A 16,130-nucleotide genomic window follows, 5' to 3' on the forward strand; every position below is an offset into this window, starting at 1 on the left:
ATCCTTGTTTGAAAAGACCTATTACGAAGTCCACCCCGACATGATGCAGGGGGCAAGCAACGAAGACCTGCGCGAGCGCCATCTCGTCTCCGGCCTGTTCCGGCCGGGCGAGATCGTGCTGACTTACTCGCATGGTGAGCGTTTTATCATCGGCGGCGCGGTGCCGGGGCGCGAGCCGCTGGTGTTGCCGTGCCAGAGCGAACCCGAAAGCGCCGCCGGGCACTCCCTGCTGGAACGCCGCGAGCTGGCGGTGGTCAACATCGGGGCGGGCGTGGGGGTGGTCACGGCCGGGGGGCAGCCGTTCTCGCTGGCGAAGCATGAGGCGCTTTACGTGCCGATGGGCACCGATGCGGTCAGTTTCGCGGGCGAGGGCGCGCGCTTCTATCTGCTGAGCGTGCCCGCGCACGCTCCGTTTCCCTTGCGCAAGGTGGGCATGGCCGATGCCAACGTAATGCGGCGCGGCAGCCTGGAGAATTCCAACGAGCGCACGATCTACCAGCTGATCCTGCCGCATACCTGCCAGAGCGCATCGATCTGCCTGGGTCTTACCCGGCTGGAGCCGGGAAGCGTGTGGAACACGATGCCGCCTCACGTCCATGAGCGCCGCTCTGAAATTTATCTCTATTTCGATCTGGATCAGGACGATCGGGTGTTCCACTACATGGGGCGGCCCGAAGACTTGCGCCATATCGTGATGGAGAACGAAGACGTGGTGATCTCTCCGCCGTGGTCGGTCCACATGGGTGCCGGGACGCAAAACTACAGCTTCATCTGGGCGATGGCGGGCGAGAACCTGGATTACGAGGACATGGACGTCCTCGACATCTGCCAGCTGCGATAACGGGAGGGAACTAGGTGTCTCGCATGGGGAAATGGCGCGCGGCGGCGGCCGGGATCGGATTTTTGACGGCTACCATGGCGCAGGCGCAGGCGCCGCAAGTGCAGCCGGTGCAGGTCGACCCGTCCCGCCCGGACTGGGAAAATCCGGCGGTCAACGCCATCGGCAAGCTGCCTGCCCGGGCGACCGGATTCCCCTTCGAGAGCCGCGAACGCGCCATTGCCGGTCATCGCACCCATTCGTCCCGGTTCCTGTTGCTGAGCGGGGAGTGGAAATTCGCGCTCTCCCCCAGCGCCGATGCGCTGCCTGCGGGTTTCGAACAGCCCGGCTATGACGTGTCCGGCTGGAAATCGATCAAGGTTCCTGCCGACTGGCAGGCCGAAGGGTTCGACCAGCCGCGCTACAACAACATCACTTATCCCTTTCCCGCCGATCGGCCGCTGATCCCTCACGCGACCAATCCGGTCGGATCGTATCGCCGCGACGTGGAGGTTCCCGCGGGATGGAGCGGAGAGGATGTGATCCTGCACATCGGGGCGGCGGGATCGGCCTACTCTGTCTGGGTGAACGGCCGGAAAGTCGGCTACTCGGAAGACAGCAAGCTGCCGTCCGAATTCGATGTGACGGGCTTCGTCCATCCGGGCCGCAATACGGTGGCCATCCAGGTGTTCCGCTGGTCGGACGGATCCTATCTTGAGGATCAGGATTTCTGGCGCGTATCGGGCATCGAGCGCGAAGTGTTCCTGATGGCGGCGCCGAAGACGCGCATCCGCGACTTCTTCGTCCACGCCGGGCTGGACGACAGCTTTGCAACCGGCACGCTGGCGATCGACCTCGCGGTCACCCCCGGCGCCGCCACGAGCGCGCGCTACGTGCTGATGGACGGCGACCGAACGGTTCTGGAAGGGCGGCAGGCGGTCAGCGCCGGGCAGGCCGAGCGCAACGTCACGCTCACTGGCCGCTTGCCCGGCGTGAAGCCGTGGACGGCGGAAACGCCTCATCTCTATTTCCTGCTGGTCGAACTCTACGACGGCAAGGGGCGCATCCTCCAGTCCACTTATGCGCGCGTCGGTTTCCGCGATGTGGCGATCCGGGACGGTCTCGTCACCGTGAACGGCAAGCCGATCACCATCCGCGGCGTCAATCGGCACGAGCACGATCCGGAAACTTTCCACGTCGTGTCGCTGGAGTCGATGGAGCGTGACATTCAATTGATGAAGCGCAACAATATCAATGCGATCCGCACGTCGCACTATCCCAACGATCCGCGCCTCTACGAACTTGCCGACCGCTATGGCCTCTATGTCATGGACGAGGCGAACCTCGAGAGCCATGCCTACATGGACTATGCCAACAAGCATCCGGAACGGCGGGCGGAATTCCAGCTGGGCTTCGATCCGGCGTGGAAGGACGCGCATGTCAGCCGCGCGGTGAACATGGTGGAGCGGGACAAGAACCACCCTTCGGTGATCTTCTGGTCGCTGGGGAACGAGGCGGGCATCGGTCCGAACTTCGCGGCGGCAGCGGCAGCGGTAAAGGCGCGAGATCCGGACCGGCTCATAAGTTACCTGGGCTGGGGCACCTGGGACGGGATCAGCGACCATCGCCCCAACTGGTACGCGGACATCTACGCGCCGATGTACGATCCGGTGGAGAAGCTGGTCGACTATGCCAAAAACTGGAACTTCAAGCAGCCGATGATCCAGTGCGAATATGGCCACATGATGGGCAATTCGGGCGGCAACCTGAAGGAATACTGGGACACGATCTACGCCTACCCGGAAAAGCTGCAAGGCGGCTTCCTGTGGGACTGGGTGGACCAGTCGATGTACCGCTATACCAAGGACGGGCGCCGATACTGGGGTGGCGGCGGAGAATATGGTCCCAATCCTGGCGGTGATATCGAATTCGGCGATGGCTTGCTGCAATCCGATCGGACCCCCAACCCGGCATTGTTCGAAGTGCGCAAGGTCTACGCGCCGATCCAGTTCGACGGGTTCGATCCGGCGACTGGCCGGGTTACCGTGCGCAACCGGCACGATTTCACCGACCTTTCCGGCTACACCTTCGATTGGGAACTGCTGGAGAACGGCGTTGCCACGGCGCATGGCACATTGCCGGCACCCAGCGTGGCGGCCCATCACGCCGGTATTCTCACCCTTCCGGTGGAGACGTTTCCGCGCCGCGCCGGGGCGGAGTATTTCGTGACCGTCCGGGCCCATGCCAAAGCGGGCAGCGTGCCGGCGGTCGGGGAGGGACAGGTGATCGGCTGGGAGCAGTTCGCGCTCGATCCGGGCGCGCGCGTCATGGCCTCAGCCGTGGCGGGGCCGGTGGCGACCTCGGAAAGAGGCGGGGTCATCGAACTCTCGGCGAGCGGCGCCAGCCTGACGGTCGATCGGGCCACTGGCCTGGTCAGATCCTATGCCCGCAACGGGCAAATGCTGGCCTCGGGCGGCACGCCCAATTTCTGGCGCGCGGTGACCGACAACGACATCGGCATCGGCACTGACCACCAACTCGCCGTGTGGAAGGCGATGAGCCACGAACGCAAGCTGGTCGGCGTCACCTTGCGCGCGCTTGACGAAGGGGCGCGCGAAATTGCCGTGACCTACGAACTGGGCAAGGCAGATGCTCGTTTCGCGCTTCATTACCGCATGGCGGGGGATGGCTCTCTGGCGGTTTCGGGCGAGTTCACGCCGCTCAATACCGATCTGCCGCCGCCCTTCCGCGTGGGCCTGGAATTCAGCCTGCCGACCGATCTGGATACGGTGGAATGGTACGGACGCGGGCCGCACGAGAGCTATGTGGACCGCAAGACCTCAGCCCCCATCGGTCTCTGGCGCGGCCCTTTGGCGGCGCAGAACCACGATTACATCCGCCCGCAGGAGACCGGAAACAAGGTCGACGTGCGCTGGATCGAAGTATCGGGCGCGGGCAGGGGGCTGAGGGTGGAGGGAGAGACGCCGATCATGGCGAATGCCCTGGCGTTCCCATACGAGGATCTCGACCGGCATGCCCCCGGAACGTGGAAATCCACCGATATCCACCCGCACGATCATGGCACCCTACTGATCGATGCGGCACAATGGGGCGTGGGCGGCGATACGCAGTGGAGCGAATTCGGCAAGCCCATGCTCCCCTATCGCACCCGTCTGGAACCCATGCGCTTCACGTTCCGGATCAGCACGTTCGACGGCGCCGGAACCGCGCCGGACAGCGCAAGGCCGGCGAACAATGCCGAACATGAATGATGCGAGCGGCAGCAGGCGCGTTGGTTGCAGGGAGGATGGCCCGACAGGGCCGTTCGTCTAGGCGGCCGGTGGCGCTGAGGCTCTGGCCGGGGGCGGGACATCGTCAGATCGGCACGTCTTCGCGATCGGGCGTGACGAAGCCGTAAGTGCGATACCTGCTGGTGAGGCTCTGCCCGTCGATCGTGATCTCGGTATAGCCTTCCGGCGTGCCGAGGAAGGCGCCGCGCCAGTCCGCGCCTGCCACGGCGCCGGTCGACAGGAAGCGCAGCCCGTTCAGGTCGATCTGCTCGTAGACATGGCTATGCCCCTGCAGCACGGCGAGAACGTTGTAGCCGCGCAAGATGCGCAGGACTTCGCGGCCGTTGACGACGAATGTCCAGTTGTGCGGGGTATCGAGCCAGGACTCGGGTTCATAGCACTGCATGGCCGTGACGAGGGGGATGTGCGTCACCACGACAATGCGCTGGCCATGGGGCAGGGCGGCAAGGTCGGTGCGGAGCCATTCAAGCTGTTCCTGATCGACGCGTCCTTCGTAGTTGCGGTCGGCGGTCAGCCCGATGGAATCCAGCACGACGAAGTGAACGCCCTTGTGGTCGAAGGTGTAGTACCGCGGCCCGAAGCGATCGATGTAGAACTGCTTCCCGTAGTCGCGCTCGTCCGGCGCCACACCGCTCTTGGGAAAGACGCCAAGGCAATCGTGGTTGCCCAGGACGTGGCGGACCGGCTTGCGCAGATGGGCTTTTTCCGTGCGCTGGTAGAGGTCCATCAGCATCGTCGCGCGTGCGCGGCCGGTTTCCAGGGCGTCTTCGACGTGATCGCCGCCGTGGATGACGAAGTCGCTATCGCTGGCGGAAATCTGCTCGAAACACATCGCGCAGGCCCGGTCTGCTTCCAGTTCCGGGCGGATGTGCGTGTCGCTGAGGAAGGCGAAGCTGAAGCGCTGGCCACTGGAACGGGGCGCGGCAGAAGTCGGGGCGGCGACCAGGTTGATCGGCATCAGGGACGTGCCCAGAGCGACTTTCAGGAGATTGCGGCGGTCCATGCTGGTCCTTTCCGGGATGTGTTCGGGACGTGCTTCGCGCCGGGCGAGCGCACGTCCCGTTCAGGGCTTTTCGGCAGGGGTCAGAAATGCAGGCCGATGGTGGCGAAGACCTGCCGCGGTGCCGCCGGTTGGAGCGTGGTGTAAGTGCCAGCCGCATCCGAGGTCACGAAACCGGCCGTCCCGGTAGAGGCGATGTAGCGCTTGTCGAACAGGTTGGTGACATTGACCTGGAAATCGATGGCGCTGCTGAGGCGATAGCCGGCGGAAAGGTTGACGTTGACCGCACCCGGCAGCACCGCGTCGTTGAGGTAGCTGTAATAGCGGCGGCTGCGGTAATGGGCGGAAAGCTGGCCCCAGAGCTTGCCGTCGTCGTAGTTCAGCTCCGCGCTGGCGACGTTCTTGGGCGAGGCGACGACCTGCTTGCCTTTCGTTGCGATCACCGCGCCGCCCTCGGGCTGCACGTTATCGTCATAGGTCGCATCGTTGTAGGCGTAGCTGCCGTAGAGCGACCAGTGCGGGGCGAACTTCCAGTTTGCCGCTGCCTCGACACCGCGCGAAGAAACGCTGCCGACGTTCTGGAGCACGTTCTGGTTGCCCACGATCGTTGCGCTGATCGAGGAGGCGAGCAGGCGATTGGTGAACTTCACATAGTAACCGGTCAGCGAGAGCTGCAGGGCACGATTGTGGAAGCGGTAGCCCGCCTCGAAAGTGTTGGTCATCTCCGGCTTCAGGTTGGCGCGGATATAGTCGAACCCGGCCTGCGAACTGCTGGAGAACGGTCCGCTGGAGGCGGAGGCGACGAAGGCGGCCATGTTGCGCGTGTAGTCGGCGAAGAATTCGCTGGTGTCGTCCAGTTGGTAAAGCAGTCCGGCCGTGGGCAGGAACCAGTTCTCGGCCTTGATCGAACCGTCGATCGGCTTGCTGCTGGTGATCGTGTTCGCGGTGCTCCTGGAGACGACGCCTTTCACTCCGGCGTTCACGCGCAGCCGGTCGGTGGCCTGCCAGGTGTCGCCGATATCGAGCTGAACCGTGTCGGTGGCGAACTGGTAGTGCCAGTTGGTGGTGAAGGGATTGGTGTAGAACTTCTGGAAGTTCTTCGGTGTCACACCTTCTTCCAGGCCGTAGAGGTAGGAGCCCTGCTCGAAGGCATTGTGCTCATACCAGATGCCGCCCTCGATCTTGTGGTCCCCGGCCTGGAACATCAGGCGCGAGATGCCGCCCTTGCGGTTGACGTTGTAGCGCAGCGCCGAGACGGAGATCGGCGAGCCGCCATAGGCCTCGGGCGTGGGGTCGTAGGGGTCGGCCCAGGTGCCGATGCCCTTGTCGAGATGGATGTAGGCGGTGGTGAAGCCGGAAAGACGCGGGCCCAACTGGTATTCGAGCTTCTCGTAAGCCAGCAGGTCGCGCCGCACGCCGCCGCCGTTGTAGACGGCATCGTCGGCATTCACGTAAGGCGCCGGAACCGTACCGCCGTTCTGGACGATGCGGGCGAGATCCTCGGCCGTCTGGAAGCTCTCGATATTGTCGAAGTTCCAGCCGTACTGCTTGATCTTGGCCAGTGAGAGGTCGTTATAATCGTCCTCGCGGCGGTCGATCAGGTTGAGAAAGGTGGTCGAGGTTACGGCATCGCCCAGCGGCTGCACGTATTTGGCGTTGAGCTGGTCCTGTTCCTGCTTGCCCCATCCGCGCCATTTGCCCTGCCGGTCATGCGCGTAGGAAATGGCGAGCCGTCCGCCCCATGCAAGGTCGCCGCTGTTCATCCGCACGAAGGAACGCCAGGAGTCCTCGCTGCCGTAGCTCTGCTGCAGGTCGAGCCCGAACTTCGCCGTGGGTTCGATGGAGGTGAAGTCGACCGTGCCGCCGATGTTGCTGGTGGACGCCGTTCCCAGCGCGCCGCTGCCCTGAGACAGCGTGGCGCCGCCGTTGTTCTCGCTGAGAAGCGCGCGGTTGATCGATAGGCCGTTGTTGTTGCGGTACTGCATGTTGCCCAGCGGCACGCCGTCCAGGGTATAGCCCATCTGGTCGGTAATGAAGCCGCGGATCGAAAGCTGCGTGGCCGCCTCGTAAGTTCCGTGCGCGTCCGAGGAATCGAAGTTCACGCCGGGCAGGCGGCCGAGCGAACGCAGCGGGGAGGTGCCGGCCGTCGTCTTCTCCATCGCTGCCACGGACACGGTCTGGACCTGGCGCGATTGCCCCTGTCCCAGAACGACGATGTCCTGGCCGGTGGCGCCCGCGTCCGCCACGGCCACAGGCGCGGCATCGCGGGTCTCGGTGGGCGAGACCTTGAGGGAGATCATGCTCGGGGTCTCGCTGGCCACGACCAGCCCCTGCCCGGCGATCAGGCGGCGCAGGGCCTCGGCGCGGGTGAAGCGGCCGCGCAGCGCGGCGACCCGGCGATTGGCTACGGCGTCATAGGGAAACACCAGGTGCACGCCCGCCTGGTTGGCGAAGCGGTTGAGTGCGGTGGCCGTATCCGAGGCCTGGATGTCGAACTGGATCGGTGCCTGCTGCGCCAAGGCGGCAGCCGGCATCGCGGCCGCCACGATGGCGGTCGTCGTCAGATACTTGAACATGGAATTTCCCCGCTGGATGCGATTGTCGGGGCAAGGATGGATGGGGGCGAAAAAACCGCTATCCGGCGGCAGAAATTTTTTCAGCGACCTGGGTCAGGGGGTGAGTCAGGCATGAGTGAGCACGATGTTTCCATCGGCCCCGGCAGTGGCCTTCACGCCGAAAGACGTGCGCAGTGCCTCCAGGAATTCGGTGGGATTGGTGGTGGCGAACGTGCCGCCGATGCGCAGGCGCGAGAGGTCGGGATCGCCGATGACGATCTTGCCGCGCAAGTACCGGTTCATTTCCGCCAGTGCGTAATCGAGGCTTTCGCCGTTCAGCACCAGCGTATCGCGGCGCCAGGCGGTGATGCGGGTGAGGTCTGTCTCGCGCTGCCGTACATTCGCCTGCCCGGCCGTGGCCAGAGCGACGTCGCCGGGCTGGAAGGGGCGGGCCGCATCGTCCAGCGTTCCGCTTCCCGAAAGCACCGCAAGTTCGCAGCTGGAGCCGCGAAGGCGGGCGTTGTAGTCGCCCGGCGCCAGATGGAACGTACCGCCCGGCGTCATCAGGCTAAGCCGCCGGCCCGGATCGAGCTGGATGCCGATCTCTCCGCGCTCCAGCCAGAGCCGGGGTGACTTGCCGTCTTTCCAGTAGATGCTGCTGTCGGTGTTGAGGTTCACCGAGAGGCCCGGCACCTCGGATATCGCGCGGCGCTCTCCGATCCGGGTCTCGGCGCTGTTGCGGGCGGCCGCACGCATGGCGAACCCGCCGCCTGCGAGGGCCATCGCGCCCGCCGCCGCGGCGATGCGCAACATGCGCCGGCGGGTCGGTTGCTCGTCCGGGGCAGGCGCAGGCGCGGGCGCATCGTCCGGCACCGCTGGCTTGGGATTGCCCGAAATCCGCGCCAGTTCGCTCATGTCCCGCCAGGTGCTCGCCACTTCGGCGAACGCGACGGCATGACGCACGTCTGCCGCCCGCCACGCCTCGAACGCGCGCCGGTCGGCCGTTCCGGCGTCGAGCGAAGCCAGCCACCCGGCCGCGATGTCGGTCAGGTCAGCGGCTGGTTCAGGGATTTCGGAACGGTCGGACACAGTTCCTCCGCTTGGGCGACACGCTCGCGGCGTGCCTTCGTGATGAGGGAAAGCCCCTTAGCGATATGCTTTTCAACGGTCGATAGCGATATGCAAAGTTCTTCGGCGATGCGCGGCGGCGACATCTGCTGGATCTTGCGCATGTGCAGTACCCGCCCGCACTGGGGCGGCAGTTCCTCGATCAGGCGTAAGAGAAGCTGCAGTTCGGACCGTCCGGAGCTGACGGCGAAAGCGTCGGGCGACGGGTCGGCCACGTCCAGCATGTCGAGCGAGGCGAGAAAGTCGATCCGCACCACGTTGGCCCGGCGAAGCCGCTCCAGGGCGAGATTGCGGACCACGGTGAGCACGAAGCCGCGCGGCGAGGCGATGTCCCGGTAGTCGGGCGCGGCGAGCACGCGTGCATAGGCTTCCTGAACCAGGTCGTCCGCCTCGTCCCGGCCGCAGAAGTGTGCGGCTCTGGCGCGATAGGCCGCTGCGTGAGGCAGCACTTCGACCATGAACCACCGGTCGATTTCACGTAGCCAGCTCAAGGCGCACTCCGGATTGCTGGAGGCGCCCTAGGCGGCGGGTCTTACAGTTATGCGTCACCTCAGGCGATTTTCGTCGGCTCTCGCTCAACGCACCTGGATTGCGGCCGGTGATGACCGTGCATGGCGACAGCCCTAAGCAATGCCGAGGCCAGAGCTGTTTGCCTTTATCCCGTCGTCATTCGGTTGCGGACAGATCGACGGTGCCGCCTTTCAGGCCCTCTGCCGTGGCGGTCACGGTGAAGCGGCCTTGGCCAGCGCCTCGCACCAGAGCGACGGCCAGGCCGTCCTGCGCCGTGCGGTCGGGTGAAGGGAAGGGCGTATGATCGACCGAGGAGCCGTTGTCGGTTGCGATCAGCTGCCCTTTGCCTTTGACCGCGAAATGCAGGCGCTGGGCGGCGGAAGGCACTGTGACGCCGTTCGCATCGACAACCCGCGCGCGAACGTAGACCATGTCGTCAAACGTGGAGCCGACGGTCGGTGTATCCGGCGTCAATGCGATGCGAACCGGCTTGCCTGCTGTCCGCAAACTGTCGGACACGGCCTCGCTGCCGGCATCGCGGCAGGTGGCCCGCACTTCGCCCGGCGCATAGCGCACGGCCCAGCGCCGCGGAGAAGCATCGGCATTGATCGGCAGAGTGCCGAGCGAGTGGCCGTTGAGGAAGGCCTCGACCTGCCGGCAATTGCTGTAGACCTCGATCGTTTCGTCATGCGGTGTGCGATCCTGCGGCGTCCAGTCGTCGAACAGCGCGACTTTGGGCTTGGGCGTCGCGACGGCGATCATGGTGGGCAGGACAGGCTGGTTCGGACCGCCCGCACCATCGGTAGACGGGCCTGCCGCTGCCGGATCGGCATTGCGCACGACATGCACCACCGGCCGGTCGGACCACCAGCTTTCGCGCTCCATGCCGCTGATCTTCTGCCGCCCGGTGCGATCGAGCAGCCCGGCCGGGTTCTGGATATTGGGCCAGCCGGATCGGTTCGCCTCGCCCAGATAGTCCACGCCGGTCCAGAGGAACATGCCGGAGAAGGGCGCGTAGTCCCGCACGGGCACCCAGTTGCTGCGGTTATGGGCGTTTTCGGTGCCGACGATGCTGCGCTTCGGATTCTGCTTGTTGGCTGCGATCAGCTCGTTTTCGCGGTAGTTCTGGCCCACCACATCCAGCATGTCGGCCAGGCCGTTGTCATAGTCCTTCGTCACGTTCGGGCGGAACAGCGCCATCGTTACCGGGCGCGAGGGATCGGCGGCATGGACGATGTCGAGGATACTGCGCAGCGCTGCCTTGGCTTGCACCGGATAGGCGGTGTCATGGATCTCGTTGCCGGCGCTCCAGAGCACGATGCTGGGGTGGTTGCGGTCTCTGCGCACCATGTCCAGCGTATCGCGCTTGTGCCAGTCTCCGAAGAAGAGGTGATAGTCCTCCGGCGTCTTGGCGACGTTCCACTGGTCGAACAGCTCGTCCATCACGATCAGCCCCAGCTCGTCGGCCAGGTCGAGGAATTCGGGGCTGGGCACGTTATGGGCAGTGCGGATCGCGTTGACACCCTCGGCCTTGAGCGTGGTGAGCCGCTGGCGCCACACGGCAAGCGGCACGGCGGCCCCCACCGCGCCGCCGTCATGATGCAGCGCCACGCCTTTCAGCTTGAAGTTGCGGCCGTTCAGCCAGAAGCCGGTTGCGGGATCGAACCGGGCTTCGCGTATGCCGAAGCGGACATCCTCATTGTCCAGCAGCGTGCCGTCGGCGGAGAGCACGCGGACGGCGGCGCGATAGAGCGCGGGATCGTTCGTGTCCCAGCGGTGCGGACGGGACAGGACGATCCGGACCGGCAGGATACTGGTCCGCCCGGCGGCGATGCTGGTGGCCGGAGTGACACTCCGCGCCACTTCGCGCCCCTCGGGGTCGGTCAGCAGCAGTTCGACCTTCACCCCGGCCGCGGCCGGGCTGTCGTTCTGCACTTCGGCGGTGGCTTCGATCGTTGCCTGGTCATCGCCGATGGCTGCCGCGCGCACATAGAGGCCGCCCTGCGGGATATGCACGTCATCCGTCTCGATCAGGCGGACGTGGCGGTAGATGCCAGACCCGGTGTACCAGCGCGATGAGGGGGCGGCGGACGTGTCGGACCGCGCGGCGATCACGTTGGGTCCATCCGTGCGCAGATGGCGCGTTATGTCGTAGCGCTGGCTGACATAGCCCATCGGGCGATAGCCGACGTGGTGGCCGTTCACCCAGACGCCGCTGCGCTCCATGATGCCGTCGAATTCCATGAAATAGCGTCGTCCGGGCCGCGGCTGCAGATCCAGCGTCCTGCGATACCAGGCGACGCCGCTCGGCAGGAAACCGTTCTCGCCTGCGGCCTTGGCATTGGGATCGAACGGACCGGCAATGGCCCAGTCATGCGGAACGCTGACGACCCGCCAGGAAGAATCGTCCAGCGTGGTCGTTTCCGCGCCTTCCGGATCGGCCTGGATGAAGCGCCAGCCATCGGGGAGTGGGGTGACCGCACGCGGCGCGGCCTGAGCTGCGCCGATCGACGCCAAGGCTGTCGTCAGCGCATAGAATATCGCCCTGCTGCCCGTCTTGCGCACCCGCATGTCCTCTCCTGCCGTGGCTTATTCCCCTTGGCCTAAATGAAATCCCGCTATTTGCAATAAGGTTTCATCATGCGGCAATGGAGGGCTTGGCCAAGCCATTGGAGGAGGGCAGTCGAGGCAGGGTCACGATCAAGGCCATGACAGGCTGCGGGCTGATCGAGATGCCCACTCCATCCCGATATCGGCCGCTCAGGCGGCAGGCTTTGCCGTGGCTTTTCCCAGCAGGTGCAGCAGGGGCATGGAGAGCACGGCGCTCAGGATGAAGAACAGCAGGATAGCGGCAGGTGCGAGCTTCTCGTCTGGGAAATTCACTGCCGCGATGCCCATGGCGATGCCTGGATGGCGCGCTGCGGCGGCGAGCGAGTGGGCTGCCCTGTCTTCCGGCGTGGGTCCGGCCAGGAGGTAGCCCGCCGCCAGTCCGGCCAGGATCATGGCAACGATCGCCACGATCGTCCCGTCGCCCATCACGGCCCACAGCGCCGGGGCAATGACGAAGAGCAGCACGAGCGCGCAGGCGGCCAGCAGCAGCAAGGCGAAATGGCCGAGTGCGGAGGCGAAAGTGCGGGCACTCTCCCCGAACAGGCGCTGGGCGAGAAGCCCCAGGGCCAGCGGTACGGCGATGAGCATTCCGAGCGTCTTGACGATGCCCGGCACCGACACATGAGTCTCGATCCCGAAGACGTGGCCCGCCAGCGCTATGCCTATCGGCGCGGCGACAAGCGAGGCGAGCGAGGCGCCCACCATCAGGCCCGTGGTGTAGGACGCGGCCCCTCCGGCCTTGATCTGCTTTTTCGGAAGCAGTGGGGGCACCGGCGAGAACGCGAGTGCGATGAGGGCGATCTCCACCGCCGGTTTCAGCTCGAAGGCATAGGCGATGAAGATGGCCACCGCGGGCACCACCACGAACATCGCGATGAACGCCCGCAGGCCCAGCCGCCATTCGCGGAAGAGATAGAACACGTCGGCCGCCCGCGCGCGCAGCGCCAGGGCCAGAACGCTCAGGAAGATGCTGGCCACCAGCGCCAGCTTCAGGGCACTGAGCAGGGTCATTGCTTGCGCAGGAGGATTTTCATCTCTGCCTCATGATCGATCGCGGCCGCGCCGCTGACATCCACGGGATCCGTGCTGGGTGCCGAGAAGAGTGCGCAGCGGCCGCGGCGACCGGGTATCGGGAGAACACTCCAGATCGGCGGGATATTTTCCCAAGACATGTGCCGCGCCCGGCGTCACGACGCGGTGATGTCCGGCAGCTTCCAGCTGGCGTCGAAATAGGGCTGCAGCGGTGCATAGAGCCGGAAATAGGCGAACCAGGCGCGGCCGGGGGCGGTGGGGATCCAGTTGCTTTCGGGAGACCCGGTTGGCGGCTCGGGCGCGAAGATCAGGGTGACCGAACCGTCCGGATCGGCGGCCAGATGGCTGCGCGATCCGATTTCGGCCTTGTCGTATTTCGTGTCGATGAAGCAGCGCGTCTCGATATCGTAGAGCGCGACCGACCACCAGGGGCCGGCGGGCACTTCCGGGGGAACGCGCAGCGAATAAGCCTTGCCGCCATCGAACCACTGGCCCTGGGCGTCGCGATAGGCGGAAAGATAGGCCTGGCCCTCGCCCGGCGTGTGAGTGGTCATCCCCTCCGACAGGCCCACCGCCTCGTAGAACCACGAGGCGCGCTCATCAAGCTGCGAATAGAACTCGGCCTGCTGGCTCATGCCGACGTTCACCGCGCGGTCCCAATGCCCGGCATAGCGGGCGGTTTCGAAGCGCTTGTCGAACGAATTGGCCATCGCCATCAGCTGGCCGATCTGCGCTCCGTCCGTGAGGGCGCGGACCTGATCGGCCGCCGGATGGAAGGGCTTGTCCTTCTCGATGCCCAGCGGCTTGAGCATCGCCATGAACAGCCGGTCCTCCTCCTTCACCGGCTCCACCTGCAGGGTTTCGTGCAGACGCTGCCAATAGGCCATGCCGGTAGGCTGGGTGCCGCTCCATGGCCGGCCTTCGGGCGTGACGATGCGGGTTTTGCGCGGGTTTGCGGCCTCGCTCGCCGGATAGACCTGATAGGCGTGCAGGATGCGGTCCGCCTCGGCGGGGTCGGTGGTGAGGATGCGGAAGGCATGGAAAACGTTGAACGTCTGGCTCCGGACGACGAAATCGGCTTCCACGCCGGCAGGCACTTCCTGCCCCGGACCGAGCAGGAGGTAGCGGCCGCCCTTGCCCTTGTCGGGGCCGGTCAGGCCGAAATCGCTGCTGGAATGCTCCCAGAAATCGCCGGCGCCGCCCGCCGTTTCCCCGGCCGGAAAGTCCACGATCAAGGGACCGGTCTTCGCGGTATCGGCAAAGCCCAGGACATAAGGCGTGGTGGCGTTGGCCGTGATGAGCCCGAGCTTGTCGCGCACCGAGACATATTGGACGACATCGCCGTCCTTCGCGCCGAACACGGTCTCATGCTGGTTCTGCCACTGGGCATAGCTGACGATCGGCAGCGCCCAGAGATAGCATTGGCAGGCGCGCTGGAAATCGCGCTGGGCATAGAGCGTGTCGATCGCCGCCTGGTCCGGCAATCCCTGGCGGTCGAGCGAGAGCGCGCCGATGCGGGTTTCCGTGGCGGTGTAGCCGTCCGGGATCTTGCTCATCGTCCGGATACCTTTTCGATGTCGGGCGGCACCCACGTCTTTTCGAAGAACCGCTTTTGCGGGCCATAGAGACGGAACAGCACTTCGAAGCCGCGGCCGGGCCGGGTGGGGACCCAGTTGGCCTCCTTGCCTGCGGGCGCCTCGGGGCCGAAGAACAAGGTGACCGATCCATCGGCATTGCTGCCGATGCCGTGGCTGCTCGATGCGCGGCTGGCGCGCGGCACGCCCTGGATGAGTGCATGGGTCTCACGGTCGTAGGCGGTGGCCGACCAGTAGAGATCGACCGGGGCGTCTTCCGGTACTCGCAGTGTGTAATGCGCCTCGCCGTCCAGCGGCTCGCCATCCCGGTCGCGGATCGCCATGAGATAGAACTGCCCGGCGCCGAGATGCTTGGCGCTGAAATAGGCCATCGAATACGTCACGCCCCGGCCGTCGACCGGATAGGAATCGGGGTCGGCGAAAAAGCTGGGCATCCCCTCCACGACTTCCTTCAGCGCAGGCAGGGACCATCGCCCGCCGGTATAGAAGGGCGGATCGAACGCGGCCTCGTAAAGCCCGTCCAGGCAGGCCAACGCCTCGTCGGCGTCTTTGTCGAGCAGGTCGGCGGTGTCGGCGTCCGGCGCGAAGACGGCGCCCTTGGCAATGCCCAGCGAGCGGAGCGGATCGATCATCGCCTTGTCGCGCGTGAGCCAGGGTTCCCGATCCACTATGCGGGCAAGCGAATGGAAGAACCGGGCATCATAGGGGATCGTGGCGTCGAAGGGGATGCCCGCCAGGTCGACGAACCGGGTCTCCGGCGGGTTTCCGGCGTCTGCCAGCGGATGGAAGCGGATGCGCCGCCCATAGGCAACGGCCCTGGCGACATCCGCCTCGCCGCTGCTCTTGACGTTGGAGCGAAGTATGGCGAAGCCCTGATAGGTATCCGAGCGGAGCGCGATATAGCCTTCGGGCACGGTGCCTTCATGATCCGGCGGCAGGATCAGGTATTTGCCGCCCTTGCCCTTGTCGAACCCCGCCGGGCCGACATCCTCGATCGCATTCTGCCAGCAATCGTCCACGCTGCCGGTGATCGAACCGCCTTCGGCCGGCGGGATTTCCAGCACCATCGGCCCATCCCGCGTGTCGTAGAAGGGGTTGAGGTAGATCGTGTCGGGGTTCGGTGTCAGGGTCTGGTTTTTGTCATCGAGCAGTCTGGACCAATAGGCCACCTGGTTCGCCGCGCCGCCTGCCGCGATGAAGGCCTGGAGCATCAGGTCGAAATTCACCGCGGGCATGCCCCAGATCACCGCCTCGACCGCGCGGCGATAGACGGTTCGCCGGGCGATCTCCTTCGGCGAGTAAGCCGCGGCCGTCTCGCCGAGAGCCTTGCGCGACGCGACATTGTTTTCTGGCATGCCTGCGCTCCATTGGAAAACGCCAGCCTATTGGGAACGGTTCGGCATTGTATCCGGGAAGACCCTTGCAAATTCCGGCGGTATCCGGGGCCTGGCCCTGATCTTCGTGGAACTTCGCGGTCACGCAGTGGGGCGAGGACAGGGAGGCGGCTCATCGGTTTCGATGCCGATAGCCATTTTCTCTAAATCCGTCCTTTGCCTGCAATCTTTACCTTGT

The 16,130-nt window shown here is 65.2% G+C and carries 10 protein-coding genes; 2 read left to right on the top strand and 8 right to left on the bottom strand.

The features are described from left to right. Positions 1–4 precede the first annotated feature (4 nt). Positions 5–841 (top strand): 5-dehydro-4-deoxy-D-glucuronate isomerase, encoded by an 837-nt coding sequence (gene kduI, locus AC1VV3_RS16560; protein WP_482962931.1) that lies wholly within the window; start codon positions 5–7, stop codon positions 839–841. A gap of 23 nt (positions 842–864) precedes the next feature. Continuing rightward, on the top strand, positions 865–4,089 hold the full coding sequence (locus AC1VV3_RS16565; protein WP_482962932.1) for a glycoside hydrolase family 2 TIM barrel-domain containing protein: 3,225 nt from the start codon (positions 865–867) through the stop codon (positions 4,087–4,089). Positions 4,090–4,192: 103 nt separating this feature from the next. Here AC1VV3_RS16565 and AC1VV3_RS16570 read toward each other — a convergent pair whose 3' ends face one another. The 8 genes from AC1VV3_RS16570 to AC1VV3_RS16605 all read right to left on the bottom strand — a co-directional run bounded on the left by AC1VV3_RS16570 (position 4,193) and on the right by AC1VV3_RS16605 (position 15,913). Beyond that, a complete protein-coding gene (locus tag AC1VV3_RS16570) occupies positions 4,193–5,131 on the bottom strand; it encodes a metallophosphoesterase family protein (protein ID WP_482962933.1) in 939 nt (312 codons plus the stop codon). A gap of 80 nt (positions 5,132–5,211) precedes the next feature. Beyond that, a complete protein-coding gene (locus tag AC1VV3_RS16575) occupies positions 5,212–7,704 on the bottom strand; it encodes a TonB-dependent receptor (RefSeq protein ID WP_482962934.1) in 2,493 nt (830 codons plus the stop codon). 105 nt (positions 7,705–7,809) lie between these two features. Beyond that, the gene (locus AC1VV3_RS16580; protein ID WP_482962935.1) at positions 7,810–8,772 is read right to left on the bottom strand and encodes a FecR family protein; all 963 of its coding nucleotides are present in this window, start codon (positions 8,770–8,772) and stop codon (positions 7,810–7,812) included. Next, the gene (locus tag AC1VV3_RS16585) at positions 8,730–9,302 is read right to left on the bottom strand and encodes an RNA polymerase sigma factor (protein WP_132266628.1); all 573 of its coding nucleotides are present in this window, start codon (positions 9,300–9,302) and stop codon (positions 8,730–8,732) included. Before AC1VV3_RS16585 ends, AC1VV3_RS16580 begins: the two co-directional genes overlap by 43 nt. A gap of 175 nt (positions 9,303–9,477) precedes the next feature. Continuing rightward, positions 9,478–11,892: a glycoside hydrolase family 2 TIM barrel-domain containing protein gene (locus AC1VV3_RS16590; RefSeq protein WP_482962936.1), complete on the bottom strand. Its 2,415-nt coding sequence runs from the start codon at positions 11,890–11,892 to the stop codon at positions 9,478–9,480. A gap of 189 nt (positions 11,893–12,081) precedes the next feature. Next, positions 12,082–12,942 (bottom strand): hypothetical protein, encoded by an 861-nt coding sequence (locus AC1VV3_RS16595; protein WP_482962937.1) that lies wholly within the window; start codon positions 12,940–12,942, stop codon positions 12,082–12,084. A gap of 176 nt (positions 12,943–13,118) precedes the next feature. Beyond that, positions 13,119–14,519, bottom strand: a complete 1,401-nt coding sequence (locus AC1VV3_RS16600; protein ID WP_482962938.1) for a DUF1254 domain-containing protein — start codon at positions 14,517–14,519, stop codon at positions 13,119–13,121. Beyond that, positions 14,516–15,913 carry a DUF1254 domain-containing protein gene (locus AC1VV3_RS16605; RefSeq protein ID WP_482962939.1) on the bottom strand — a complete coding sequence of 466 codons (1,398 nt, stop codon included), beginning with the start codon at positions 15,911–15,913 and terminating at the stop codon, positions 14,516–14,518. The genes AC1VV3_RS16600 and AC1VV3_RS16605 overlap by 4 nt, the downstream gene beginning before the upstream one ends. Positions 15,914–16,130: the final 217 nt, after the last annotated feature.

Source organism: Novosphingobium sp. BL-S-34 (assembly GCF_056857015.1).

Bases quoted from the DNA above. Each gene is read 5' to 3' on its own strand.
- AC1VV3_RS16600 (WP_482962938.1), bottom strand. From the start codon at position 14,519: ATGAGCAAGATCCCGGACGGCTACACCGCCACGGAAACCCGCATCGGC.
- AC1VV3_RS16575 (WP_482962934.1), bottom strand. From the start codon at position 7,704: ATGTTCAAGTATCTGACGACGACCGCCATCGTGGCGGCCGCGATGCCG.
- AC1VV3_RS16605 (WP_482962939.1), bottom strand. From the start codon at position 15,913: ATGCCAGAAAACAATGTCGCGTCGCGCAAGGCTCTCGGCGAGACGGCC.
- AC1VV3_RS16590 (WP_482962936.1), bottom strand. From the start codon at position 11,892: ATGCGGGTGCGCAAGACGGGCAGCAGGGCGATATTCTATGCGCTGACG.
- AC1VV3_RS16565 (WP_482962932.1), top strand. From the start codon at position 865: ATGGGGAAATGGCGCGCGGCGGCGGCCGGGATCGGATTTTTGACGGCT.
- AC1VV3_RS16570 (WP_482962933.1), bottom strand. From the start codon at position 5,131: ATGGACCGCCGCAATCTCCTGAAAGTCGCTCTGGGCACGTCCCTGATG.
- AC1VV3_RS16595 (WP_482962937.1), bottom strand. From the start codon at position 12,942: ATGACCCTGCTCAGTGCCCTGAAGCTGGCGCTGGTGGCCAGCATCTTC.